The 25572-nt window shown below is 50.7% G+C and carries 25 protein-coding genes; 12 read left to right on the top strand and 13 right to left on the bottom strand.

Annotation, left to right across the window (positions count from 1 at the left end; genetic code table 11):
* The first annotated feature begins 7 nt into the window (after window positions 1–7).
* On the top strand, window positions 8–736 hold the full coding sequence (locus tag IPQ00_17905) for a hypothetical protein (protein ID MBL0242442.1): 729 nt from the start codon (window positions 8–10) through the stop codon (window positions 734–736).
* Window positions 705–968 (top strand): hypothetical protein, encoded by a 264-nt coding sequence (locus IPQ00_17900; GenBank protein ID MBL0242441.1) that lies wholly within the window; start codon window positions 705–707, stop codon window positions 966–968. Before IPQ00_17905 ends, IPQ00_17900 begins: the two co-directional genes overlap by 32 nt.
* Here the strand turns inward: IPQ00_17900 and IPQ00_17895 are convergent.
* Entirely contained in the window at window positions 965–1663 is a 699-nt protein-coding gene (locus tag IPQ00_17895) for an LON peptidase substrate-binding domain-containing protein (GenBank protein MBL0242440.1), read from the bottom strand. The genes IPQ00_17900 and IPQ00_17895 overlap by 4 nt on opposite strands.
* Before the next feature lie 15 nt (window positions 1664–1678).
* The gene (locus IPQ00_17890; protein ID MBL0242439.1) at window positions 1679–2926 is read right to left on the bottom strand and encodes an exonuclease SbcCD subunit D; all 1248 of its coding nucleotides are present in this window, start codon (window positions 2924–2926) and stop codon (window positions 1679–1681) included.
* Between the two features lie 164 nt (window positions 2927–3090).
* On the opposite strand from IPQ00_17890, the gene IPQ00_17885 reads away from it, so the two are divergent.
* Window positions 3091–3900 carry an SDR family oxidoreductase gene (locus tag IPQ00_17885; protein ID MBL0242438.1) on the top strand — a complete coding sequence of 270 codons (810 nt, stop codon included), beginning with the start codon at window positions 3091–3093 and terminating at the stop codon, window positions 3898–3900.
* A 132-nt stretch (window positions 3901–4032) separates the two neighbouring features.
* Entirely contained in the window at window positions 4033–5592 is a 1560-nt protein-coding gene (locus IPQ00_17880; protein MBL0242437.1) for a B12-binding domain-containing radical SAM protein, read from the top strand.
* 51 nt (window positions 5593–5643) lie between these two features.
* Here IPQ00_17880 and IPQ00_17875 read toward each other — a convergent pair whose 3' ends face one another.
* A complete protein-coding gene (locus tag IPQ00_17875; protein ID MBL0242436.1) occupies window positions 5644–6171 on the bottom strand; it encodes a transposase in 528 nt (175 codons plus the stop codon).
* 34 nt (window positions 6172–6205) lie between these two features.
* Here IPQ00_17875 and IPQ00_17870 point away from each other — a divergent pair, with 34 nt between their 5' ends.
* The 3 genes from IPQ00_17870 (at window position 6206) to IPQ00_17860 (ending at window position 8770) form a co-directional block, all read left to right on the top strand.
* Window positions 6206–6520 carry a hypothetical protein gene (locus tag IPQ00_17870; GenBank protein ID MBL0242435.1) on the top strand — a complete coding sequence of 105 codons (315 nt, stop codon included), beginning with the start codon at window positions 6206–6208 and terminating at the stop codon, window positions 6518–6520.
* 85 nt (window positions 6521–6605) lie between these two features.
* Entirely contained in the window at window positions 6606–7673 is a 1068-nt protein-coding gene (locus tag IPQ00_17865; protein MBL0242434.1) for an IS110 family transposase, read from the top strand.
* Window positions 7674–7918: 245 nt separating this feature from the next.
* Complete coding sequence (locus IPQ00_17860; GenBank protein MBL0242433.1) at window positions 7919–8770, top strand: hypothetical protein; 852 nt, start codon at window positions 7919–7921, stop codon at window positions 8768–8770.
* 283 nt (window positions 8771–9053) lie between these two features.
* Here IPQ00_17860 and IPQ00_17855 read toward each other — a convergent pair whose 3' ends face one another.
* Both IPQ00_17855 and IPQ00_17850 read right to left on the bottom strand, forming a co-directional pair.
* Complete coding sequence (locus IPQ00_17855; protein MBL0242432.1) at window positions 9054–9758, bottom strand: IS110 family transposase; 705 nt, start codon at window positions 9756–9758, stop codon at window positions 9054–9056.
* Window positions 9743–10120 carry a transposase gene (locus IPQ00_17850; GenBank protein ID MBL0242431.1) on the bottom strand — a complete coding sequence of 126 codons (378 nt, stop codon included), beginning with the start codon at window positions 10118–10120 and terminating at the stop codon, window positions 9743–9745. The genes IPQ00_17855 and IPQ00_17850 overlap by 16 nt, the downstream gene beginning before the upstream one ends.
* Window positions 10121–10255: 135 nt before the next feature.
* Between IPQ00_17850 and IPQ00_17845 the strand changes: the two genes are divergently transcribed.
* Window positions 10256–11233 (top strand): transposase, encoded by a 978-nt coding sequence (locus tag IPQ00_17845; protein ID MBL0242430.1) that lies wholly within the window; start codon window positions 10256–10258, stop codon window positions 11231–11233.
* 127 nt (window positions 11234–11360) lie between these two features.
* Here the strand turns inward: IPQ00_17845 and IPQ00_17840 are convergent, their stop codons facing one another.
* Window positions 11361–11759 (bottom strand): hypothetical protein, encoded by a 399-nt coding sequence (locus IPQ00_17840; GenBank protein ID MBL0242429.1) that lies wholly within the window; start codon window positions 11757–11759, stop codon window positions 11361–11363.
* 145 nt (window positions 11760–11904) lie between these two features.
* Between IPQ00_17840 and IPQ00_17835 the strand changes: the two genes are divergently transcribed.
* Window positions 11905–12123 (top strand): hypothetical protein, encoded by a 219-nt coding sequence (locus tag IPQ00_17835; protein ID MBL0242428.1) that lies wholly within the window; start codon window positions 11905–11907, stop codon window positions 12121–12123.
* 830 nt (window positions 12124–12953) lie between these two features.
* Here IPQ00_17835 and IPQ00_17830 read toward each other — a convergent pair.
* From IPQ00_17830 to IPQ00_17820, 3 genes are read right to left on the bottom strand one after another with little or no spacing between them, the layout of a single operon-like run.
* Window positions 12954–14309, bottom strand: a complete 1356-nt coding sequence (locus IPQ00_17830; GenBank protein ID MBL0242427.1) for an O-antigen ligase family protein — start codon at window positions 14307–14309, stop codon at window positions 12954–12956.
* An 11-nt stretch (window positions 14310–14320) separates the two neighbouring features.
* Window positions 14321–15619 carry a carbohydrate binding domain-containing protein gene (locus IPQ00_17825; GenBank protein ID MBL0242426.1) on the bottom strand — a complete coding sequence of 433 codons (1299 nt, stop codon included), beginning with the start codon at window positions 15617–15619 and terminating at the stop codon, window positions 14321–14323.
* 7 nt (window positions 15620–15626) lie between these two features.
* Window positions 15627–16751 carry a DegT/DnrJ/EryC1/StrS family aminotransferase gene (locus tag IPQ00_17820; protein ID MBL0242425.1) on the bottom strand — a complete coding sequence of 375 codons (1125 nt, stop codon included), beginning with the start codon at window positions 16749–16751 and terminating at the stop codon, window positions 15627–15629.
* Between the two features lie 128 nt (window positions 16752–16879).
* Between IPQ00_17820 and nth the strand changes: the two genes are divergently transcribed.
* The gene (nth, locus tag IPQ00_17815; GenBank protein ID MBL0242424.1) at window positions 16880–17521 is read left to right on the top strand and encodes an endonuclease III; all 642 of its coding nucleotides are present in this window, start codon (window positions 16880–16882) and stop codon (window positions 17519–17521) included.
* A 10-nt stretch (window positions 17522–17531) separates the two neighbouring features.
* Here the strand turns inward: nth and IPQ00_17810 are convergent, their stop codons facing one another.
* From IPQ00_17810 to IPQ00_17795, 4 genes are all read right to left on the bottom strand, one after another.
* Window positions 17532–17888, bottom strand: coding sequence for a hypothetical protein (locus tag IPQ00_17810; GenBank protein MBL0242423.1), 357 nt, complete (start codon window positions 17886–17888; stop codon window positions 17532–17534).
* Window positions 17889–18002: 114 nt separating this feature from the next.
* The gene (locus tag IPQ00_17805) at window positions 18003–19586 is read right to left on the bottom strand and encodes a M20/M25/M40 family metallo-hydrolase (protein ID MBL0242422.1); all 1584 of its coding nucleotides are present in this window, start codon (window positions 19584–19586) and stop codon (window positions 18003–18005) included.
* Window positions 19587–19987: 401 nt separating this feature from the next.
* Window positions 19988–21706, bottom strand: a complete 1719-nt coding sequence (locus tag IPQ00_17800) for a hypothetical protein (protein MBL0242421.1) — start codon at window positions 21704–21706, stop codon at window positions 19988–19990.
* A 57-nt stretch (window positions 21707–21763) separates the two neighbouring features.
* A complete protein-coding gene (locus tag IPQ00_17795) occupies window positions 21764–22186 on the bottom strand; it encodes a prepilin-type N-terminal cleavage/methylation domain-containing protein (protein MBL0242420.1) in 423 nt (140 codons plus the stop codon).
* Between the two features lie 329 nt (window positions 22187–22515).
* Here IPQ00_17795 and speA point away from each other — a divergent pair, with 329 nt between their 5' ends.
* Window positions 22516–24450 (top strand): biosynthetic arginine decarboxylase, encoded by a 1935-nt coding sequence (gene speA, locus IPQ00_17790; GenBank protein ID MBL0242419.1) that lies wholly within the window; start codon window positions 22516–22518, stop codon window positions 24448–24450.
* Window positions 24451–24502: 52 nt separating this feature from the next.
* Window positions 24503–25564, top strand: coding sequence for a deoxyhypusine synthase family protein (locus tag IPQ00_17785; protein MBL0242418.1), 1062 nt, complete (start codon window positions 24503–24505; stop codon window positions 25562–25564).
* Window positions 25565–25572: the final 8 nt, after the last annotated feature.

Below are 25572 nucleotides of genomic sequence, written 5' to 3'. Positions count from 1 at the left end.
ATCTTTTATGGCAATGTCCACGCGTCTGGCAAAGAGTCTTTCAAAACTGATATTTCCCGTCATTTTGCTGATAGTTGCGGCATTGGCGGCGGCATCGGTCTGGTTAACTTACCGCACGGCTCATCCGGATGCGGTCAAGTATCTCGTCACTCCCGAAAAATACGCTCAGCTGAGTTCACGCGGGTCACAAGTTACAGATGAAACGTGGACCAATAAAGATGGCTCGACTTCGCGTGGCTGGCTGCTCCGCGGTATCGAAAACGCTCCGGCGGTCGTCCTCTTTCATAAGTACGGTGCCGACCGTTCATACATTTTGAATCTCGGCGTTAAGCTCAACGAATCGACGAATTTCACGGTTCTTATGCCCGACCTCAGGGCTCACGGCGAAAATGCGCCGGTCAAAAACTCGTCATTTGGCGGCTGCGAAGCCGAAGACGCTATTTCGGCCGTCGAATTTATCCGTAACCTCAAGACGCCCAATCAGATCACCCTCGTCGGCAAGGACGTCGGCGTTTACGGCATCGAGCTTGGGGCATCCGCTGCACTCAACGCCGCCGCTATCGACAAGACCATCAAGGCACTTGTCCTCGACAGCGTTCCGGAAAACTCAGACGCATTGGTCACCGACGCCGTCAGCCGACGATTTCCATTTGCGAGCTCGATCACAACCCGTTTGGCCAAGGTCGGAACATTCCTCTATTTCTTTGACGGCTGTTATAAGCGACCCGTCGTGTGAAACCGCGAAAAAGATCGACGGGCGAAGTATCTTATTACTCGCCGGCCTCGACGCTCCTGACTTTCAGGAATCGACGACGAAACTGAGCAAGTGCTTTGCCTCCGGTAACAAGATCGAGAGCAAGACTGATCTTAGTCCTTCAGGAGTCGGTATCATCAATGCGTCAATAGATCAGTCCGAAGCCTATGATCGTCGCATAATCGACTTTTTCCGAAATAATCTCGGCAATTAAATATCCAGCTTTTTCTTGCTGTGACCGTTGGTTTTCGCTGCGGCGACGATGTCAGTTCGATCTTCGATCTGTTTGACGGACTGGATCAGCGTCTTGCGGATACTTTCCAGACGCTCCACCGTCGAGGTCATCTCTAAAAGCCGATATTTCAGCTCATTTTCAAATCCAAGTGTCGCCGCGGCAAGGAATGATAGCGACTCCGGGTCCGATCTAGATATCTCGGGCAATTTAATACGGCTGCCGTTTATCTTGGACACCGCATTTGCCATCCTCATAAATAGGTCAAAGACCTCGCCCGCCAAATTTTCCGGATCTCCGCTCTCGTCCGGTTCGTCCTCAAAAAACGCGACATCGCCGTACAGATACGGCTTATCGTCGTCGATCAGATCCACCAGTCGATACCGGGCAACCCCGATAATGATGATATTCGAACGCCCGTCGTCCATCGTCTGGACATCGCGTATCTCGGCGGCACACCCGACCGACCCCACCTCCGGCCTTTCCGAAAGGCTGCTTTCGTGATCCAAAAGTGTGATACCGAAAATGCCGCCGACGCCGCCGATGTCGTCAAGCATCTGCCGATAACGGCGTTCGAAGAGATGCAGCGGCAGAATCTCGTTTGGCATTATCACCAGCGGGAGCGGAAAGATCGGCAGATCGTTAATGCCTGCAACTTTATCCAGTGAACTATTCATAATTCGTCGGGCGGCCTAGCCCAGTTTTACGGCTAAAAAATCAGCGATCTTCTGCGGTTCGTCGTCACCGAGCGCCATTCGTTTGGCTCCGATCACGGCGTCCGTCACGTCGTCAGATCTCGTTTTATAACGGTTATCGCGGTTGATCAGATCTTCGACCACGCGGCGTTCTAATTTTTCCCGGCCGATATCGTCGGCGGTGTCATCAGTCTCAACGAACTCCGCCGGCACCGTATGATTCTTGATCCGGACGTGTAGTGCACCGGTCATTGCCCGGACCTGATCGCGGATCTTGGTCATCTCGAGTAGCGAGTTTGGAAATCCAAGCTGTCCACGAAGACTGATCTCAATGATGGGTTGCGGTTTGCCGTCCTCTGCCCGTCGAGCCTCGACATCGACGCGTTTGAGGATGTCTTCGGTCACCGCTCGCGCGTCAGCATAGCCCGTCACATTAAACTGTAGCTGTTGAAACGGCCGATAATGATAGTCCTCGATATGTCTCGCATCGACCGTATTGTCTTCGCCGACCTCGACGACAAATACGCCCCGCGTTTCGCGAAACTCACTGATATTCGTGATCTCGATCGACCCTGGATTGAATGCCCAGTTGTCGATCTCGTAATGCTTGTGTGTATGGCCAAGCCCGACATATTCGGTCACCGACTTTAGCTGTTTTAGTGCATCGATCGACAGTGCCGGTATCGGATGGGTCTGATGCCCTTCGACGTCGGTGTGCAGCATCAATAGATGAAATGCACCGTCGCGGCGACTATCGGCGATCGCATCGGTCAGCATAGGGATCGCCCAGTTTCCGGACGCACCGTACCACTCCGAGCCAAATATCCTAGCTCGTCCTATATCAATGTATCCGCCGCTGCGGGCGTCGGCGTTCCATTCGTCATAGACCATTTTACCCTCGACTGTTCGCGGTTCGAGCAGGATCATCAGATCCCAGGCGGCAAGCGAACGCAGCCAGCTAAATGCACTGTCATTGTATTTCTGATCGTGATTGCCCTCGATCGCGATGACCGGGATCCCGGCATCTTTCACCATTTTGAGGCCTTCAACGGCATAATTCATCGTCTCGGGCGGTACAATTCGCTTGTGAAAAAAATCACCGCACATTATGACAAAATCGACCTTTTCGTCGATGGCATAACGCCGCAGAACATCGACCCACGCGTCGAAAAAATCCCTCGGGCTCTCGGCAAGTTGGTACCGTGTACACCCAAGATGCACGTCTGCGATATGCAGGAACTTCATACACTCGATTTTATCACAAAGAAAATTCATCACAGATGCACAGATCTCTCGGCGGACTATCCTCCAAAACGGAATTCAGGATCTCGCAGTTAATAGTTAAAGAGTTAACGACGCCTGGCTTTTGTTATCCGTGTTATCTGTGACTCTGTGGTAAATTTTCATATATGAACAAAGTTGTGCTAATAACGGGATCGTCGAGTGGCATTGGTCTGCACACGGCCAAGCTATTTCAGGCTAAGAACTGGAAGGTCGCGGCGACTATGCGTCATCCCGAGAGTGCCGACGAACTCAAACAGATCGTCGATATCGAGTGTATACGCCTTGACGTGACCGACCCGGGATCGATCCGTGCCGCGATCGCTGCGGCGATCGAAAAATTTGGCCGCATCGACGCCGTGGTCAATAACGCCGGTTACAGCCTGACCGGAGCATTTGAGGCGGCAACGCCGGAGCAGATCGAAAAGCAGTTTCAGACCAATGTCTTTGGACTTATGAACGTTTGCCGCGAGATATTGCCGTATTTTCGCTCCGAAAAACGCGGGACGATCGTCAATATTGCGTCGGTCGGCGGCCGAATGACCTTTCCGCTCTACAGCCTTTATAATTCGACCAAGTGGGCCGTCGAGGGGTTTTCGGAATCGCTGCAATACGAGCTCGAACAATTTAACATTCGCGTTAAGGTCATCGAACCGGGCCCCATCCGAACCGATTTTTACGACCGCTCGCAGGACCTCACCCACAAGGAAGGCTTGACTGCTTATGACGCGATAACCGCCCGGGCAATGCCAAATATGCTGCGTGCCGGCGAAACTGCACCCGACGGGGCGGTTGTCGCCCAAAAGATTTACGAAGCCGTCAGCGACGGCACAAAGCGGCTAAGATACGGCGTAAACACTAAGGGAATCCTTACGCTCAGACGCTTTTTGCCTGACGCTGCATTCTTTTCTATTATCCGAAGAATTATTCTTAAATAGATATTTTCTGAAATTCGTGAGAATATAAGCAATAACTTTGCAGATTCAAATAGACGAAAACGCAGTATCTACCATTTGGGTTGCCGAGACATCGGCAACCGATAACCAGTTTTACCAAAGCGATAAATAAGAATGAAGATCCTTTTATATAATCCGGACAACGGCATTACGCGCAATTTTATGCCGCACCTTTGGATGTTCCTGCTCCAGTCACTGACGCCTGCTGGGCACGAAGTGATCCTTATCGACGGAAACGCCAAGGCAATGACGCGCCCTGAGCTTGTTCGTTTTTGCAAAGATAACGATATTGGCTTAGTCGGCATCGGGGCAATGACCCGTATGGTGGCCCGTGCCTACAAGGTCGCCGACGCACTCCGCGAAGAGGGCTTTAAGGTCGTAATGGGCGGCCCGCACGTTACAGAGTGTCCGGACGAGGCACTTGGCAAGGATGGCGGCCCGCGTCACGCTGATGCCGTCGCTCTCGGCGAAGCGGATGAGTATTGGGCTCAGATCGTCGAAGATGCGGCTAGCGGCAACCTCAAAGAGGTTTATCAACCTAAGGTGGACGAAAAGGGTAATGATTTTAAGCCGGACCTACAGCCATACCCGCATATCCCCTGGGAGACGCTGGATCTCGACCAATTCTCACTCGTACCTAAGTTTCTGCAAGGCCCACTTTCCAAAGCGGGAGCGGGCTGGGGCAAATTCTTTGTAGTTCCGATCGAGACCGGACGCGGTTGCCCTTACGGCTGCGAATTTTGTACCGTGACCGGATTTTTTGGCGACTCGATCCGCTTTCGCACCAATGAGAGCGTGATCGACGAACTGCTGCGGCTAAAGGCACGCGCTAGAAAGGAAAAAGGCCAGATCGCCGTATTCTTTATTGATGACAATCTGGCTATCAATAAAAAGCGGCTCAAAGGACTGCTCCGCGATATGATCGCCGCCGGTGCCACGCTGCCGTGGGTAGCCCAGATCAGCGCTAACTTGCTCGCGGACGAAGAACTCGTTGACCTGATCGCAGAGGCCGGCGGCAAATGGATCTTTATCGGAATGGAGTCGATCGATCCGGCCAATATGGCGGACGTCAACAAGACGTTTTCTAAACCGGCCAATTATCAGGCCGTGCTCGACGGCCTGGCTCGACGTAACATCTACGCCATCACTTCGTTCATTTTTGGAATGGACAATGACACGGTCGGCGTCGCCGACAGAACGGTGGACGAGATCGAAAGCTGGGCTCCGGGGCTTCCGGTTTTTGGCCAATTGACGCCGTTTCCCGCAACTCCGCTTTACACGCGTTTGCAGAAGACCGGTCGGCTTCATCGCCCGAAACACTGGCTCGAATTCGCTCCGTTCGTAATGGCTCATAATCCTCTGAAGATGACCATCGAGGATGCCAAGGACGAGACCTTTGACGCGTGGTCACGCTCATACAGCCCGGAACGCAACTACGAGGCGATCAATGCTATTCGTCACGCTCCGATCGATGTTCGCATCAGCCACCTGGTCGCTCGACTGTTCTTTCGCGGCATCTATTTTCCGCAGATGAGCAAATGGGCTTGGGTCAAACTATTGCTTGATAACCGACGATCGATCCTCAGCCTGACCGGCGAAGGCGTCCGAACCTGGCGTCAGGCCCGCAAACGCCGCCGTATCGAGGCCCGTGACGTCCAGACAGCCGAGTCTTGATCGACCTACAGTGAAACCAAATGCCGCCGAACTCTTCGGCGGCATTTTTTCTCACCGTGCAAAAAGCGGTAACGCTCGGAATTGCTTGGATCGCAGTTCCTGACTCCATCTTCCCGGGAGCCAAACTCTTGTCAGAACCGGGAGCCATAGCGACTGGGTTCTTTTCATCCGCTCCGTTCCGGCAAACGCGAACGCCAAACCCCTGTCAGAACCGGGAGCGATAGCGACCGGGTTCTTTCCGGGTTCTTTCCATTTCCGCCCCGCCCTCGCCGCATCTTCACGCACCGACCACACGCTCGTTAACACGCGATGCATGATCCGCCCGATATCGTCCGTGAGGCGCTCGATTAGCAGATGAATGTGATCGGTCCTCAGGCAGTATGCGTAAAGATAGAATGGCAGCTTTGCCTTCTGTGCGGCGAACAGCGCAACGAACTTCCGATAGTCCTCCGGCGAATGAAAGATGTCCCTCCGATCCACCCCTCTCGTCGTCACATAATAAAGCCCGCCCTCGACCTCGATCCTCGCTTTCCTCGCAATTTGCTCGATGTTACTATCTCGACCAAATGACAACGTCAATCGAGAATCGACAAATTAGCAGGCGTGACCCCGATTGCTCTTGTTGCCCTTTGATGCGGATCTGCTGCTGAACGTGATCGAACAGGTATTCGAAATGGAGAGAGAGAATTTCTTCGGATCCGGAAAGAATAAGCGTATCATTACCGCAAAGGAGGTGTTCATACTGATCGGCAAGGAATCAGGTGCGACCATCACCGAGATGTCCGGGATCGTCGGCCTCGACCAGTCAAACGCCGGCCGCCGATTCGACGCCGCGAGACAGAAATGCAAGACCGATCCGGAGTTCGAAAGCACATCGAAGAAAGTTCAGGAGAAGTACAAACAGAGAATCGCACTATCGCATGTCTGATGCTATGAAGTGTTGACCTCGCGGGAGTCGAGTTTTTGTGTAAACTCGAATTCTGACAAAAGAATAACAACCCGCGAGATCAACAATGGCAGTATACATTGGGGTTGACTTTCATCCATATGAGCAGACGCTTGCTTTTGTGGATGAAGCGGATGGAGAGATCAGATATAAGCGGTTTCTTCATAGCGATAAGGCGGGGATAAAGGCGTTTTACCGCAAGTGCGGAAAGGACGCGGTTATTGGAACGGAGGCCACGGGATCGCTGTGGTGGTTTGAGAAGTTGCTCTTTGACAATGGAATGACGCTCAAGATCGGAGACCCTAGGATGATCCGTCGAGCAGCATTATCGAGACACAAGAACGACCACAGGGATGCGGAGACGATCCTGGATCTATTGATGCGCGGGACATTTCCGGCGATCACGCCGAGGAACGAGCAGAGCCGGGAGATGCTCGATCTGCTGAACTATCGTCACTCTTTGGTGAGCAAGCGGACATCGGTGGTTAACCAGCTGCAGGCGTTCGCACGATCGAAGGGCTTGCCACGGTTCCGTTTGCCGGCGGTAAAGGCGAGAAAGAAGATCGAGGAGGTTGAGACGACACAGGTCGAGCGGCTTCTGGTCAGCTCTCGATTTGTTCTTTGCGACGAGCTGACACGCCAGATCAAGGCCGTGGAGGCGAGGCTCGAGGAAGAGGCGAATAAGGAAGAGCGTGCTCAATTGCTAATGACGCATCCCGGCATCGGGCTGATCAACGCCATGGCACTTATTCACACGCTCGGCGATGTTCGACGCTTTCGCCGTAAGGAAGAGGTCGTGGCATTTGTAGGACTCGACCCGTTGGAGAAAAGCTCGGGCGAGACGAGGCGGATCGGTTCGATCAGCAAGCGAGGTTCGCGGCTCGCAAGGTACCTGCTCGGGCAGGCAGCCCAGGCAAGTCGCGATAAGAAGATACGGAAGTTCTATTCCGAGGTTAGCCGTCGTAGAGGCCGCCCGAAAGCAAAAGTTGCAGCGGCCCGTAAGCTTCTCATTAACTGTTATGTCATGCTTCGTGACAATATCAGCTACGAGGAGTTTACACGGCGGGGCGAAGTTGGTTTGTACGAGGGGTCAGGAGAGGTGACGGGGAAACCCGCTCAGTCTCTGAAGGTCTGATGGTACGGCCAGCCATCTCGATATAGTTCGAGATGAGCCGATCAGGTTTCATGTAGCCAGCCGCTCGAACGAAGCTGTGCACGAATAGATGATGGCATTCGCTAATTACAGCGGTGCGTATCTGAAAGAATCTAACTAATAATGGAGGCGCCGGTTGTTCTCTTTTGTCACCCAATCAAACGCACCAATCGCATCCCAAAGATGCCATAATACCCGTGCGCTTGACTTGAGTACTTACTTCATAGATGACCCCACTTCTTTCCAGAATAAGTTTAATTAGTCTCGCCACCAAGGGGTTGATGTTACTTTTGATAGTCTATGGCAATGGTTGTAAGAATTTAACGTCATATAGCAATCAAACGTTAAAGGGTAGAATTCTCTCACGAGAAAAAAAACCTTTGTCAGAGGTCTTGGTAGCCGTTGAATCGGGAAATTTTGACGGGCCATACAATCCCAAACCGGTTTTCGTGAAGACCAATGAAGATGGGCTTTTTGAGGTCAATCCTAAAAGTGACTCTTATTCGATACGTGCTTGGAAGGAGGGCTACGCTGAAAGCGGTTGTAATAGTGAGAATTGCATAAGTGATGGTTCAATTACGATCGAATTACGCAAAATTGAGTCTGGGCAACCGCTCCCTACTATTAAGGGTTTCTATAATCTTGGGGGCAATGTCGCGTTTTCTTTTCGACGGGGCGAGGTAACCAACAAAAATGATCCGGAGGCTGATTTCATAATCAATACCGACCCAACTTCTCCGTCGCAGATTATCATTTCTGTTCCGCACCCAGGGGGCATCAGTTCAGCTCCGATTTCTTTGAATTTGGATTTTGATAATGTAGCGTTGGCTCCCGAAATTTACGAGAACAGTGTACAGACGACCTTGGGGTCCCCATCAATATTCTTCGTAAAGACGCCAAATGGGAAATATGCCAAATTTCGGATCATGCCAGACTTTGTCCTTGATCCGACTGGCCAAAAACGGATGGATTTCACTAATTGCAGACTGATATGGGCGTTTCAATCCGACGATAGCCGAAACCTCGAAACCGCTTCTGCCGTCAATCCTCCGGCTCTTTTTGAGGAGATGCAAAGATGATAGTATTTTGCGATTTCTAGAATGAAAGAGGGGGTCATCTATGAAGTAAGTACTCAAGTCAAGCGCACGGGTATTATGGCATCTTTGGGATGCGATTGGTGCGTTTGATTGGGTGACAAAAGAGAACAACCGGCGCCTCCATTATTAGTTAGATTCTTTCAGATACGCACCGCTGTAATTAGCGAATGCCATCATCTATTCGTGCACAGCTTCGTTCGAGCGGCTGGCTACATGAAACCTGATCGGCTCATCTCGAACTATATCGAGATGGCTGGCCGTACCATCAGACCTTCAGAGACTGAGCGGGTTTCCCCGTCACCTCTCCTGACCCCTCGTACAAACCAACTTCGCCCCGCCGTGTAAACTCCTCGTAGCTGATATTGTCACGAAGCATGACATAACAGTTAATGAGAAGCTTACGGGCCGCTGCAACTTTTGCTTTCGGGCGGCCTCTACGACGGCTAACCTCGGAATAGAACTTCCGTATCTTCTTATCGCGACTTGCCTGGGCTGCCTGCCCGAGCAGGTACCTTGCGAGCCGCGAACCTCGCTTGCTGATCGAACCGATCCGCCTCGTCTCGCCCGAGCTTTTCTCCAGCGGGTCGAGTCCTACAAATGCCACGACCTCTTCCTTACGGCGAAAGCGTCGAACATCGCCGAGCGTGTGAACAAGTGCCATGGCGTTGATCAGCCCGATGCCGGGATGCGTCATTAGCAATTGAGCACGCTCTTCCTTATTCGCCTCTTCCTCGAGCCTCGCCTCCACGGCCTTGATCTGGCGTGTCAGCTCGTCGCAAAGAACAAATCGAGAGCTGACCAGAAGCCGCTCGACCTGTGTCGTCTCAACCTCCTCGATCTTCTTTCTCGCCTTTACCACCGGCAAACGGAACCGTGGCAAGCCCTTCGATCGTGCGAACGCCTGCAGCTGATTCACCACCGATGTCCGCTTGCTCACCAATGAGTGACGATAGTTCAGCAGATCGAGCATCTCTCGGCTCTGCTCGTTCCTCGGCGTGATCGCCGGAAATGTCCCGGCATCAATAGATCCAGGATCGTCTCCGCATCCCTGTGGTCGTTCTTGTGTCTCGATAATGCTGCTCGACGGATCATCCTAGGGTCTCCGATCTTGAGCGTCATTCCATTGTCAAAGAGCAACTTCTCAAACCACCACAGCGATCCCGTGGCCTCCGTTCCAATAACCGCGTCCTTTCCGCACTTGCGGTAAAACGCCTTTATCCCCGCCTTATCGCTATGAAGAAACCGCTTATATCTGATCTCTCCATCCGCTTCATCCACAAAAGCAAGCGTCTGCTCATATGGATGAAAGTCAACCCCAATGTATACTGCCATTGTTGATCTCGCGGGTTGTTATTCTTTTGTCAGAATTCGAGTTTACACAAAAACTCGACTCCCGCGAGGTCAACACTTCATAGCATCAGACATGCGATTGTGCGATTTATGAGGTTGTGGTAGAGTGCTTGTCAAATGGCAAGGAGACCTAGGGTTGAGATCGAGGGCGGGCTTTATCATGTGATCGTGCGTGGTAACGATAGGCAGGACATTTTTCATTCGCGAGAGGATCAGATGAAGTTCATTTCGCTCATCGAAAAGGCGAAACAGAATTTGGGGTTTTATGTTTATGCCTATTGCCTGATGACCAATCACCTACATTTGCTGATCGAGCGTCGTTCGGAGACGGTCGGTCGGATCATGCAGCGGGTGCTGACGGGCTATAGTCAGTATTACAACAAGCGTTACCACAAGGTCGGCCATCTATTTCAAGGGCGGCACAAATCGATACTTTGCCAGTCTGACCCGTATCTCGCGAAGTTGGTAAGGTACATTCATCTGAATCCTGTTCGAGCGAATATGGTCCCAACGCCCGACGAGTACGAATTCAGCAGCCACCGGGCGTATCTTGGCATCGAACCTTATGGCGTCATCGATGTCGATCCGGTGCTGCGGCGTTTCGGCCCGCATAAGCGAAAGGCCCACGAACGCTACGCTGCATTTATGGCAGCCGCCATGAACCAGCCCGATGACGATATCGAGACATTCTACGCAGACGTTAAGATCGTCAGTTCTGAAGAGTTCGTCGATGATACGATCCACCGAATGGGCGAAGCCGATAAATGGGCAAGCAAACACAGAGACGTGTTGCCCTTTGATGCGGATCTGCTGCTGAACGTGATCGAAGAGGTATTCAAAATGGAGCGGGAAAATTTCTTCGGATCCGGAAAGAATAAGCGTATCATTACAGCAAAGGAGGTGTTCATACTGTTCGGCAAGGAATCAGGTGCGACCATCACGGAGATGTCCGGGATCGTCGGCCTCGACCAGTCAAACGCCGGCCGCCGATTCGACGCCGCGAGACAGAAATGCAAGACCGATCCGGAGTTCGAAAGCACATCGAAGAAAGTTCAGGAGAAGTACAAACAGAGAATCGCACTATCGCATGTTTGACCCCGAATCTTTACGCCTTTTCACCCTTGCGGAGAAACTTTTCTATCTCTAGCGTCATCGTTGTAGCCATTTGCTATTGCCTCCATGTTCGTTGGATCTTACTATCTAAAAGCCGGTCCATTCGCGGCTAACCATCGGTCCATGCGCCGTCCGAGCGTTGGGAAATTCTACGGCTCTTATAACTGTCCACGGTGATCTCTACGGTCTCGCCGTTTTTTTCGTCGGAGACGCGGCCGAGGTAATCGACGGAGTTGATCAGGGCACCCTCCAAACGAATTGCTTGAAAGATCTCCGTTCTGTTGGCGGTGCCACTTCGCATGTAAAGAGTCATCGGATAAACCTTTCGGCTAACAGCCGCGCGGAAGATCACTGGCGAATCGTTATCCACATATTTAATAATGCTAAACGCTCCATTGGTGCCGTTCGGAAGTCTGGCCTGATGCCAGTCAAATCCGACCGCCTCGATAATCGCGGGTTGATCCCGGTCGAGAAACTTTTCGATCTCAAGAGTTATCGTTGTAGCCATTTGCAGTTCGACTCCTGTTCTGTTGGATTTTGTTGGGAATCTTATCACGGTTTCCGATGGTGAAGCAACGAAAATCTGCCGCACTGTAGCTAGCACATCATATGTCCTGTAGTAGAGAAGCAATCGGAGAGGAAGCAACGGGGTCATGCATGCGATATTGCGATTCTCTTTCAAATCCATACTGCTCGACCGTTTGACCGATCCGGGTCGGCGTATCGATGCAGCGATGCGGGGCACGACTTCGGTACTGCGATCATTCATTAAACTTCTCCTGACATTGCCCTTCTACTTCGATGCGATGGAGCGAAAGCGTGATGTCTTTTGGCCCGTTCGCCGTCCGTGGGGCTCGGCGAGGCGACGATAACGTCATTTTGTACCTGTTGCCGGTCGGTATCAATGGTTTTGTTCGCGACGAGTTGTAGCTCATTTTATTTTTTGTTGCATAGATACTATATTGTATGATACACAATATCTGTGAGATAATTGTATTGTAGGCTCGGACGGTAGGGTCTGCCGCTTTGGGTTTGATGTTTGAAAATATCTGCAATAACGAAAGAGCTCGGGAGAAATGGCGAATAACGAATGTCGAATACGGAATAGCAACAGTCGCTGTTTGTAACCGCAAGAAAAAGGGCCGGTTTACCGGAAAACAGCCGTGCCATTTTTGAAGCGGTGTTACTTGCACAACGTAAAAATGGCACGATTTGTGGCTGCAAATGCCCTGGTGGCAACGGGTTACAAGCGGACCGCGTGTGCAAAAATGGCACGATTTATGGCACGAATTTTGGCACGGTCGAGGCTTTTGCATTTCGCAATCTTCATTTGAGAAATACCGAATGCAGACGGCACAATGACCCAATTCGGATGGATCGCAATACTCGGATACCGGAAATTGTATTGTGAAACAGCAGAATTCCGCTAAATGCAACAAACACACACGTTAAGGCATTTCCGAGCACATTCTGCAAAAAACCTGAGGGGAAGGAAATTAATTAGGGACACTTTGGGAGGTTAACTTATTTATTCAGAGCATTTAGCCTGTCCCAAATTCGGCAAAAACGCGAAATTAATTAGGGACACTTTTCGCCTGTAAATAACAGCGATCACACGGCTTAGCGTTACAGAATGTGTAATCCAACTGTTTCAAATTAAATTTAACTAATTTGGGACACTCGGCTTTACTTAAAAGTGCTTCTAACGTTTGGGGCTGAATTCCGCCACCTTGGTCGATGAACGGCGTTTGCGGTGTTCGTGGTGATCGGGATCACTTTCGTCGTCGGGGTATTTGCGCAACGCGGCGGTGAGCATTGCCACTAGCGTCAGAAAGAGTATCGATATTGCCGTGGTATGAAGCACAAAATCGAATACGCTGTGGATCAGGATCGCGAAGATCCCCGAAAGTGCACCGATCGCGATGCCGCGGCGAAATAGATTATGGACCGCAATTCCCTTTCGTGCGCTCCGGTAAATCAGGAACAGGAATGCTAGCCCTATCAACGCTCCGACGATGCCGGCGTCAGCGAGCACTTGGAGATAATCATTATGGGCCTGTTCGACGCGTTCGAGGCCATTAAAGTCATCGTAGGGCGTGTAAGCCTGGGCAAATGCCCCGAGGCCCGCACCGAATGGCAGATTGCCTGATATCGCTTTAAGAGTGACTGCCCAGATATGCGTGCGATTGGTGGTGATGTCCTTGGAGGCGGCAGTTTCGGCAAACCTCGACAAAGACGTTTCACCGCCGACAAAAAATGCTCCGACGATGACCGCACCGATCAATAGTAGCGAAAGAGCGATGCGCAGTGCGACCTTTCTGACTCCGTGACTGCGGGTAGTGAGAAAGATCAGCAAGATCAACTCGGCAAGCAGAGCGATAAAACCGCCGCGCGAACCGCTCAGCAGTAGAGCCACGCACATCAACGTGATGCCGATAATGTAAAGCAGCTTTTTATCGCGGCTGACAGCCCCGACAAATAGCAGGCCGAGCGGGATGCTCGCCGTCATTTCGATATACGCAGCGAAATTATGCCGGTTGACAAACGAACCGAATGGCGACGGACGCTCGAATATGCCATAGATCTTGGTTGGCGACAGCACCGATTGCAGTATCGCAAAAAATGCGAAAACTGCTCCGAATATGGTGATCACCACGGCAATTCGCTTAAGGCGTGCGGCGCTGTCGATGTATGTAAGAGCGAGCGAGAGAAAAATGCCCAGGGCAATGAAATGGAGCCCTGTCGCCTCACTCGCAAACGGAGCAAGCGAGATTGTCCGCGGTATGCCGCTTAAACCGGCCGTTTCGGCGATCGAACCGAAGGGGATGATCTGAAGAAATGCGTATGCCGCCGCAAGGTAAACCGGTATTTGGATAAGGCTCGTGCTGTATTTGACGGAACTGCCTGTAAAACCGTCGATCGCCCAAATGACCAACATTCCGGCGATCACAAAGTAAAACAGTGCGATCGTCGGCTGATGGACCGTGCCGTATGCGAGCGTCGAAACGATCACGCACGCACAAAGCAGGAAAAAGATTGTCTTGTTAGCAGCAGTCAATGTAATTTCTCTTAATTGATCTTTTTCAATTCAAAATCGTCGTACCAGAGGGTTCCCGTGATCGGACAATCATCGCCGCAGTACGCTCGCACGGTGCGAATGGTCACGCCGTTGCAATTGTCCGGTGCGGTAAAGTCGAGCGTGAACTGTTGCCAGTCGTTAGTGCCGGCCGCAAAGACCGCCGAATTGGTAATGATCTTGTCATCATTTCCATTAACGATCTGGATCTGCGGACCGCCGCCGCTCTTCAGATTTTCGGTGCGAACCCAAAAGCTGAGTTTGTATGCGCGGCCCGGTTCGACCACGACTGTTTGCCAGACGTTGTAAAGCTCCGATTTTTTGAATGTGCGAAAGCTTAGCTTGAGGCTGCGGCCGCCGCCGTGCTTGACCGACGTATCGCTGGAGGCGTCAAATTTCGGATCGTTGCGAAAGATCTTCCAGCCAAAGCGTGTGTCTTTTTCGTCGCCGACGCCGCGTTCAAATCCGCCGTTGGTGACGGTATCGGGCAAAGCGTCTGTGTCCATTCCGAGTTGCTTGGCAAACTCCAGTGCCTCCGGGAAATGACGCTTTTCGTATAGACCCTGGGCGATGACTGAAATAAATTGCGGATGCTCTGCCTTTGCAGCGTCATCAAGTTTGTTCCACATTCGGAGCGAGTCAGCCGCTTGGCCGCGTGCCCCATAGAACAACGCCAAACTTGCATAAACGTCGGGTTTATCCGCGATCACCTGCTCAAGTTTGACTGGATCTTTGCCAAAATATTCCCAAGCGAGCGAAAAGACCTGTTCGCGATACGTCTGGTTATTTTCGGTAGCTACCTTTAACTCGGCAAACGCCTCATCAGTACGACCCTGCCGCAGAAGGAAGTTGCCAAATTGCCATCGGGGAAACGTGTAGGCCGGAGCAAGTGAGATCGCCTTTCGCAGCGAAGCCTCCGCCTTTTCATTCATCTCGGCCTGTTCGTATGCACGGCCGAGTTCGATCCACCAGCGAAAATCGTTGGGCGAGAGCCGTACAGTGTCCTCGTACATCTTGATCGCGGCATTGGTGCTCTCGGGCGAGAAAATATTATGTTGGACGTTAGCCGCGAGCCACAGCGTAATCGGATCGGACGGGGCCATCGAGCGGGCCAGGTCCGCAGCAGCAGTAGCATTTGGGTCATTGACCGGTGTCAATTCGGCGATCATGCCGCCCAGTTGGCGCCGTACTGCCACCCAGCCGAAAACGAGCGCGAAGATAACCGCCGCGATCAAGATGATCTTGGCTTTTGATGTCGAAGCGCTGTCGGATCTGAGGTCAAATTCTGGCATTTATGGATCAACTGTCTTGCTCAAAAAACTCGCGTATGGAATCGACGACATAAGCCTGCTGATCCAGTTTCAACTCGGGATAGATCGGCAACGCAAGCGTCTCGATAGCCGCCTTTTCCGCCTCGGGCAGATCGCCGGCACTATATCCGAGATATGCAAAACACTCTTGCAGATGAAGCGGTACAGGGTAATAAATATCGGTTCCGATTCCCTTCTCGGTCAGATAATGACGCAGTTCGTCACGGCGTCCGGGAATGCGTATAACATATTGATTATAAATATGTTTAGCTGTGGATCTTTCAAACGGAAGCCCGATCTGCTCGGTCAACCCGGCATCGGTGAAAAGCTCTCTGTATCTCGCCGCATTTGCACGGCGCATATCGGCCCATTTATCCAAATGCGGAAGTTTTACACGGAGCACAGCACCTTGGAAACCGTCCAGACGCGAATTTAGGCCAACGTATTTATGGTAGTACTTAACATCCGATCCGTGTACACGAAGCGCAAGCAGCTTTTTAGCGAGAACGTCATCATTGGTCGTTATAAAACCGCCGTCGCCCATACCGCCGAGATTCTTGGACGGATAGAAGCTAAAAGCTCCCATCGTACCGATGGCTCCGGCACGAATACCGTTCTCTTCGGCACCGATCGCCTGGGCTGCGTCTTCGACGATCGCAATATTGTGCCGCTCACTGATCTCACGAAGAGCGGTCATATCGGCACATTGGCCATAAAGATGAACGGGCTCGATTGCTTTCGTCCGGTCCGTGATCTTTGCCTCGACCTGCGAGACGTCAAGATTGTATGTAACCGGATCGATATCGACAAAAACCGCGACGGCTCCAAGCCGTGTGATCGCACTGACGGTCGCAAAAAAACTATATGGCGTGGTAATTACCTCATCGCCGGGACCGACATCGAGGGCCATCAGTGCAAGCAATATTGCGTCGCTACCCGACGCACATCCGATCGCGTATTTGGTGCCGCAATAGCCGGCCAATTCGCATTCGAGTTCGGCAACCTCGCCGCCAAGGATAAATCCATTGGAGTCGAGCACTCGTCCCAACGCCGCCTCGATCTCCGGTCGAAGGGCATCGTTTTGCTCTTTAATGTCTAGTAATGGGACTTTCATTCTGATAGTCGTTGGCCCGCCGCGGTAATTGGTGGCATCAATATCGACGGCCATTGTAAATATGCCTTGATTCTACATAAACTATCGAGAATTTGCATTTTGTGCCTTTCTTTTTTAGCCTTTAGCGAATGATGAAAGATAGAACATCCCAAGCCGCCGAGATCATAAAGCGTCTAAAGAAACAGTATCCCGACGCTCATTGCGCACTCAATCACACGTCGCCGTTTGAACTGCTGATCGCGACGATCCTCTCGGCCCAGTGCACCGATGAACGCGTCAACATCGTCACGGCCAACCTTTTTCGCAAATATCGCGGGCCGTTGGACCTCATTAACGTCCGGCAAGAAGAATTGGAGAAAGATATCCACTCGACCGGTTTCTTTCGAAATAAAGCTAAGAATATACAGGCGGCGTGTCAGCGGATAATCGATGAATTTGGCGGCGAGATCCCCCAAACTATGGATGAGTTATTGACGCTTGGCGGCGTCGCCCGCAAGACTGCGAACGTCGTCCTAGGCAACGCGTTTGGGATCGCCTCGGGCGTCGTCGTCGACACGCACGTTGGCCGTTTGTCACAGCGGTTAGGGTTGACAGACGAAAAGGCCCCTGAAAAGATTGAGAAAGATCTATCTGACGTAGTGCCCAAAAAATACTGGGTTATGTTTCCGCATTGGATGATATTTCACGGCAGACAGATATGTAAGGCTCGAAAACCGGATTGCGGGAATTGTGTATTAGCGGATATTTGCCCTTCGGCGTTTAAGGTGTGAGCGAGGCCGTTCAATTGTCGAGCCACTGTAACGCTTCATCGAGCGATTCCGTAACTAGCAATCGAGCACCTCGATTGTTGGCCGCAATTTCGCCCATTTTGGTGACTTGGCCAGCAGGCAGAACGAGAGCGACCCTTTTGTCGCTGCCGAAAAGGCTGGCAATCATCTGTCCGCCCTCAAATCGTTGAACTTCTGACAATTGCATTTTAAGTTCGACGCAATCGATCAGTACTTTCTCAAGATCAGAATTGTCCGCTTCCTTACGACAATAATCAAAAAATCCAAACATCTGCTCGTACGAGTATGACCCTTGAGCTGTGACCCTTATGTAGTCACTATTCATAGACGTGCTAGATGTGTATGTCATTGTTCGTCAATGATAAATGGATGCACTGAAATGGTCAATCACAAAATGCCCGCACATTAAAGCACGGGCATTTGGTTTAGACGTCAACACCTGAAGGGCGAGTGGATCGCGATACTAACGCTGGGCCGGAGCCTTTGGCATATCTGCCGCAGAGAAGCGCGGAAGCATCTCATCCTGCATCGCCAACTTGTAAACAGCGGCTGCAATCACAATTGCCGACGACTTTACGTCAGAATCGATCACGCGCTCATAGGTATCGAGATTGGTATGCCACGTATCGGTAAAGTACTCGATAGGATCCTGTGCAACGCCAATACCCGGAAGTCCGGCCGCACTAAACGACGTGTGGTCGGATCCGCCAAGGCTCCTGCTCGTCGAACTGATCGCACCCGTTACGCCGAGATCGGCAAACGATGCCACAGCGTCACGAAGAACGGTCGAGGTCTCGGCCGGGCCGAAAACACTGAATCCACGAGCACGTCCCGTTCCGCTGTCGATGTTAAAGTAACCGTTGAATTTGGAAAATTCAGGCCCCGGTGCTTCGGCAGTTCCAAAGTGCTTTTTGACATACGCTTGAGAACCGAGCAAGCCCTGCTCTTCACCGCTCCATAACGCGACTCGGATAGTTCGACGTGGTTTAACGCCGATCGCCTTCAGGATGCGGGCAGCTTCCATCATCACCGCACAACCGACGGCATTGTCGGTCGCCCCGGTTGCCGAATGCCAAGAATCAAGATGTCCGCCGAGCATTACGACCTCATCCTTTTTATCGGTGCCAGGGATCTCAGCGACAACGTTGTAGCTGGTCTTACCCTCGGGCACAAGGCGATTGCGAACCTCAAACTGCAGGTTTACCGGCGTGCCGTGTGCGATCAGACGGGCAATGCGACCAAAATCTTCGTTTCGCATAACTACGGTCGGCACAACCTTGGTGATATCGAAGCTCCTGTTATTAAAAGCTCGGATCAGGCCGTGGTCCATAGCGGCGTCATTTACACGCAAGGCAACCTTGTTAACAACCAGAAAGGCATCAAGCTGTTCATTGATCTGAGCATTCGTCAAAGCATTTGGTTTCGGGGTGGAAATTGGACCTGTCCCTCGACCGAACCCTTGCCCCTGCGAAGCCGATTTGGGATCGAACCGTTGCTTGGCAGTTGCGTCCGGAATTCGGCGGGGTGCCGGTTCGATCGTTACCGGGATAACCGCAGGTTTACCGACCAGTACTATCTTCTTCCCGACCTTTGCCGACATTCCGGCAAAGTATGCCGTAAGTTCTTCCTGAGTCGGTCGATCCGGCAGCACCATATGAACAGCGGCCGAATTTACCACGCCCTTTGTCGACGGCGTCCACGCCAAAACTTCAAATGTCAAAGTGTCTTGGACCGGCGAGATCATTAGCCCGGTGGAACGCTCATTGACCCATCCAGGATGACCGAAATCCCAAGGCTCGAGCGCCGCATTCGAGAATCCCCACGAAGTCATTTCTTTGACTGCCCAATTTGCCGCCGCAACGTGGTTAGGACTACCGGTGAGCCGCGGGCCGTAGAGGTCGGTAAAGTAATGAAGTGTGTTGAATATTTTCGAATTTTCCATAGCCTCTTTTCTGATCGCGGCATTCACATCTGCCGGGGCTGTGGATTGTCCAATTGCAAAATTGGCCAGAACTATCGATTGCAAAACGAAAGTGGCCAGGAACATTCTAACGAGATTTTTACATTTCATAGCGATTCAGCAGGCTTGCGCTGACGATTGTGCAACGCAGTTGCCAATATGTTCAGACTCCAAATTTTAGAAGTTTATACCGAAAGTACGATGATAATACTCCAACATACGAGTAATTGTTTCGAATAATCGAACGCCTTTGAAAAAAAGTATTGACCTGCAACAGGTTCGGGCGTAATATTTTCAATATAGGTGCAATTTGATCAATGAGATTCGGAGGCTGACCCCAAAATCAGTTTCCGATAACTGGAAAAGGCGGCTTTGACGGAGTGGGAGACGGCATTGCTGCCTTTTCCGCGCAAAAGAGCCACGCTGAGGTGCTCGCAGCTATGGCTTTTTTAAGAATTTTGATTTGCGGAAAATGACGAAAGTGGCTTTTACTTTGTTTCCGCGCTTAGGATCTCGACCTTGTTCGGGTTGATGTAGCCCACGGTCTTTCCTTCACTATTCATAAGATTTACTACGATCCATCCCTTCTCGTTGCCGGCTTGGTATAGTTTTTGAAGCACTTCAGTCTGCTTTTCCTTAGACATTTGGTCAAGATTTGGCTGAGCAACGACGTAGAGCGTGTCACTGCTTAATTTTGCCGTCTTAACAACGTCAGCTAGGTCGGTCCCTTGGAAACTTAGTGTCTTAACGCCGACACTGGAAACATTTGGTTCGGCAAAGTAGTTTCCCCAGACGAAGACGCCGACCGAAGCAGTAACCATCAATAAGGCGGCGACCATAAACCACATATTTATGGCACGCACCGCGTCTAAGACCCGAATTGTGAAGCCTCCGGACTTTCCCGTTACGGCTTTGGCCTGGACAATGTCATCGGCAGAGTCCTCGTGCAAGGTCTCGGGATCAGCGGGTTCCTCAACCGCCTCCTCATTGGCAAGCTCTTCTGATGCGGTCTGATCTCGGAGAAGGTTTACCAACTCAAGCGATCTGCCGGCAGCCTCAGATACGATCTGATCGTCAATGTCGCCGAATCGGTCGTGGACGTCTGCGGCACTTGATCTACGCCGCTCTCGCTCGATCAACTCGACATACTTGTTACCGATCCGCACATTACATTCAATCGCTGCGGAGGTAACCGATGGAGCAAAAAAGAGTTCAGCAATACTTTCCTTAAACAACCGGAGTCGCCCAAAGAAATCGCTTCGAATGAGGTCATCAAAGTTTTCTGCGAATTCGGCTTCTTTAGTTAGATCTTCAAAGCTCAAAGAGGAAAGGGCGATGTTAGATTCCTCACCTTCTGCTGAATACAGAGGTATGCTCGACCATTCAGCATATAGAGTTTTAATGTGCCCCAGCATTTTGTCTCGTGAAAAGAGCAGCATTCGCTGTTCGTCCTCGGCCGGCCTTGTAAATAATCTGGTAATTATAAAATCAAACTTACCGCGGACGGATTCTGAATACGGTAGATTACGGTAGAATCTCGCGAGCGAAAGCATTGCTTGCGAACTGAGCATCGGTTTACAGTTCTCGCAATATCGGCGAATATTTGTAACTGATATTTCACGATCCCGTTTAGCCAAGGCAGAGCACCAAGCTTCAGTTTCGCGTAGAAGGTCAAATTCGGCCTCTTTACTTTCTTCGGACTCAACGTCCTCGGCTAATTGAAGGAAATGATGAAGAGCCTTCTTTGCATTTAGGTCATCATAGGAGCGTGGCACGATCTTCATACGTTCGCGCTCGACGGCCGATAGTATTGCCTCAACCATCTGGAGGCTTGAAATTTCACCGGTGGCACGCTTAATGAAAAATTCGCGTTCCGACGTCGGCTTTCTGATCTCGACGGTTTCGGAGTTTCCCAGCAATTGAAGGTCGGCGGATTCGGCAGCTGGGGGCTCGGGTTTTGACGACGTAGGCGGTTCGACATTGGATAGACCGAATGAGCCTCGACGCCGAGGTCCATCAGTGAGGACATTTTCCTCAAGGACATCCGGGACACTATTGATCGCGATATCGTCTACGATGTCCTGATCTACCGATTCGTCAACATCGCGGTCGATTTCAACGGGTACAGCACGGTCATTTTCCATAACCGTGCTTTCAAGTAGATTTTCTTCTTTAAGTTCGACGACTAAGTCTTCGAAAACATTCATTACATTTTACCCCTAGGTGATTGAGGATTTTGAGGATAAGGTGAGTAGTCTTGTATCTCACGGGAGAATCTGCCGTATGTCGCCCGTTTGGGTGATCTCATATTTATAGATCACGCCCTCGCCGCTGATATTTCGCGTCGCAGTGATAGTGTAACGGCTAGCGAGGTCCGTATTAGTGGGGGCCACCGGCGTCATTTCAAATACAAATTTTCCGCGATTGATCTGATTTCCTGCAGTGACGCCCAAACCTTGACCGAGTACGTTGTTCAATTCATTTAACCGCCCGAAGCGATTATTTTGCGAATAGAACCCGACCTGTGTCGAACCGATCGTCCTCAATGTAGCAAAGGTCGTTCCGTTTTCGGCCGCTCGCAGACCTTTTTGCAAAGCTGGAACCGCCAACGTTGCGATGATTCCTATGATCACGACGACGATCAAAAGTTCGATCAATGAAAATCCTCTTTCGCTTGTTTTTTTCATCTCAGACACCTCTAAATTACGATCGGATATTGATAATGTGACAGATTTTGGCAACAACATTTGACAAACGGCGGCACCTTTTCGGATTTCGATATCCTGATTTGTACCTTTTTGTAGTGTCGCAGCTACCATCCGATTAAAAATCAATTCTCCCGAATTCGCTTCAATGCAAGGCTTGTGCCAAACAAAATGCCCTTCGCCAAACGACAAAAACGCGTCAGAGCCCCTTTAGTTATTGACTCTTTGAATTTCCGTCGATTTTTATTAAGCTAAATGTTTTTGTCGAGTGTGGGGCGATCCATTTTTTGTCGAAAGGAGTTAATACGGATTTGAGCGCAATAATTGATCAAACAATCGAAACCTACGGCATCGCTAATTGGGGGGCAGACTATTTTGGAGTTAACCGAAAAGGTAATCTTATCGTTCGGTCTCCGGAAAATGATAATCTGACTGCCGACGTTAAGGAGATCATCGACGACCTTCAGAAGCGCGGAATCAACACCCCGATCTTGCTTAGGTTTCCTCAACTGATATTTGGTCAGATACGGAAACTCCAAACAGCATTCAGAAAATCCATAAAGGAATTCGAATACGAAGGCGGACACCTCTGCGTCTTTCCGATGAAAGTCAACCAGAATCGCGCCGTGATCGAAGAATATCTTCGCGAAGGTACTCGTTATAACTTCGGCCTTGAAGCCGGCTCGAAGGCCGAACTATACGCTGCCCTTGGACTGGAACAGTCAAAGGATAGTCTGCTGGTGCTGAATGGCTTTAAGGACCGCGACTTTATTCGCCTTGCGTTCGCCGGTGCTGCCGCCGGAAAGAATGTCGTGATCGTCATCGAGAAAATGAGCGAACTCGATCACACGCTTGATCTTGCGGATGAAATATCCAACCTCAATAGCGAGGTCAAAATGCCGATGATCGGTGTCCGCGTAAAGCTTTATTCAAAGGGGTCTGGCAAGTGGGAAAAATCGGGCGGTGAGGCCGCGAAATTTGGGCTGACAACCACTGAGATACTCGAGGTCATTCGCAGACTGCAGGAAGCCGGTAAGATCGATATGCTCCGACTGCTCCACTTTCACATCGGATCACAATTGACCGATATCAAACGCATTAAAAATGCGATGAAAGAGGCGGCCCGAACCTACGCCAAGATCCGTAAGATGCAGATACCCATCGACTACCTTGACGTTGGCGGCGGTATGGCGGTCGATTACGATGGTTCGCGAACCTCATTCGAATCATCGGCTAATTACAATGCAAGAGAATTTGCCAATGACGTCATCTACGTCATAAAGACGGTTTGCGATGACGAAAACGTGCCGCATCCGACAATCATCCAGGAATCGGGTCGCTATCTTTCGGCATATCACGCGATCTTAGTAACGAACGTGCAGGACGAGATCGAAACCGTTGTCGAAGACCTTACACCGATGACGATGGACGTTGATGATCCGACGGTCGTCAAGGAACTATTTGATCTAAGGGATACGATAAACGCTAAGAATTATCGTGAGTATTATCACGATGCTCTAGAACATCGAGAAGAACTATTCACGATGTTCAATCTTGGATTAATATCACTTGAAGCCAAAGGCAAAGGCGAAGTACTATTTTGGGATATCTGCGAAAAAGCCGATCAATACGCCCAACTTAAAAAATACGTTTCGGAGGAGTTTGCGGATCTTCGACGGCTGATGTGTGCGAAATACCTTGCTAATTTTTCGGTATTTAGATCAATGCCGGACAATTGGGCTCTCGAGCAATTGTTCCCGATCATCCCAATTCATAAACTCAACAAAAAGCCGACAGAATATGCTACGCTATGTGATATTACATGCGATTCGGACGGTATCGTCGATAAATTTGTCGACCTTCACGATACTAAGGCTGTACTCGAACTGCATAAACTCGTCAAAAACGAGTCCTATTACCTCGCAATGATGCTGGTCGGTGCTTACCAAGAGGTAATGGGCAATAATCATAACCTCTTCGGTGTGCCCCACGAAGCTCATATTTTTATTGGCGAGGATGGTTACATTATCAGGAAAGTGATTTACGGTGCGACTTTGGGTGATTCCCTCGCGTCGGTCAGATTTGATGCCGTGCAGTTGCACGACACTTTTCGTAAGGCGGTAATGTTGCGAATTAAAGAAGGCGTGCTTACCAATACCGAGGGTAGTAAAGTGATCGAATTTTACGAGGATCAAGTCGATAGTTACACATATTTGACGCCAAACGGCACAAAAGACAAGAAATAAGGATTTTAGACATTTAGAAGATAGTTAAAGTTAATTCATTCGCGGAGAAATTATGGTTGCTCAAAAGAAAACAAAGGCTTCGAAATATTTGACGGTACCGACGAGGCCGATCCCCATTGACCGAGACCGTTCGGTCGCGGGACTTCTGGAAAAAATGGAAGGTGCCGGATTCGGTGCTAAACAGTTGGCCGAGGCCCACCGCATTTGGCTCGATATGCTGGACGACAACTCGACCATCTATCTTTGCGGTTCGGGCAACCTGATCCCTTCGGGTATGCGTCGACTGCTGGCATACGTTATCAAGAATCGATTTGTCGATGTCATCGTGATGTCCGGCACCGTGCTTTATCACGACATCCACGAGATCCTCGGACGCAATCACTTTCAGGCACATCCGAGTATGGACGACGACGAGCTTGATGCATCTGACGTAATGCGAATGGGCGATGTGCTTGCCAATCGCGAAGAATATCAGGAAGCTGATGAGTGGATCGGTAGTGTAATCAATCAGCTTGAGCTTAGCCGTTCATATTCAGTCCGCGAATTTCTGCACCTGATGGGTCGCGAGTTGTCTGAGATCGCTCACGAAGATGGTATTTTGACCTCAGCGTTCAAGGCACGCATTCCGGTGTATTGCCCTGATCTTGGAGGTTCGGAACTGTCAGTTGGAATTGCTCGGGCGAAGTTTGAAAAGAAGATCAACATCTCATTCGACACGACGCAAGATACAATGGAAATGATGCAGATCGCTCAACGCACGCGCAACTCGGGCATCATTACATTGGGCAGCACCAACAGTCAGAATATGGTGAATGTCGCTGAGGTTTCGTCATATATCACGCGTACTAATATCCGTGGCCACAAGTATGCGATCTCCATCACAACGGACTCTGCCCCTCTGGATATCCGAACTCCGTCGTTTGCCGGCAGTCATACCTCGACCTTTGGCAAGCTGCTTCGCGGGGCAACTACGGCATATGTTCCGAGTGACCCTTCGATTGCCTTGCCGATGATCATCACGGCACTTTCGCAAACGGCTGCGAAATTTATGAAGGGCAGAAAACGGCCGAACTTTAGTTTCGCCGGGAAGGATCTGGTTGTTGAAGTTCCGTAGATCTTTAT

The organism is Chloracidobacterium sp. (assembly GCA_016720705.1).
GTDB lineage: Bacteria > Acidobacteriota > Blastocatellia > Pyrinomonadales > Pyrinomonadaceae > OLB17.
This window is presented reverse-complemented; position numbering and strand designations above follow the sequence as displayed.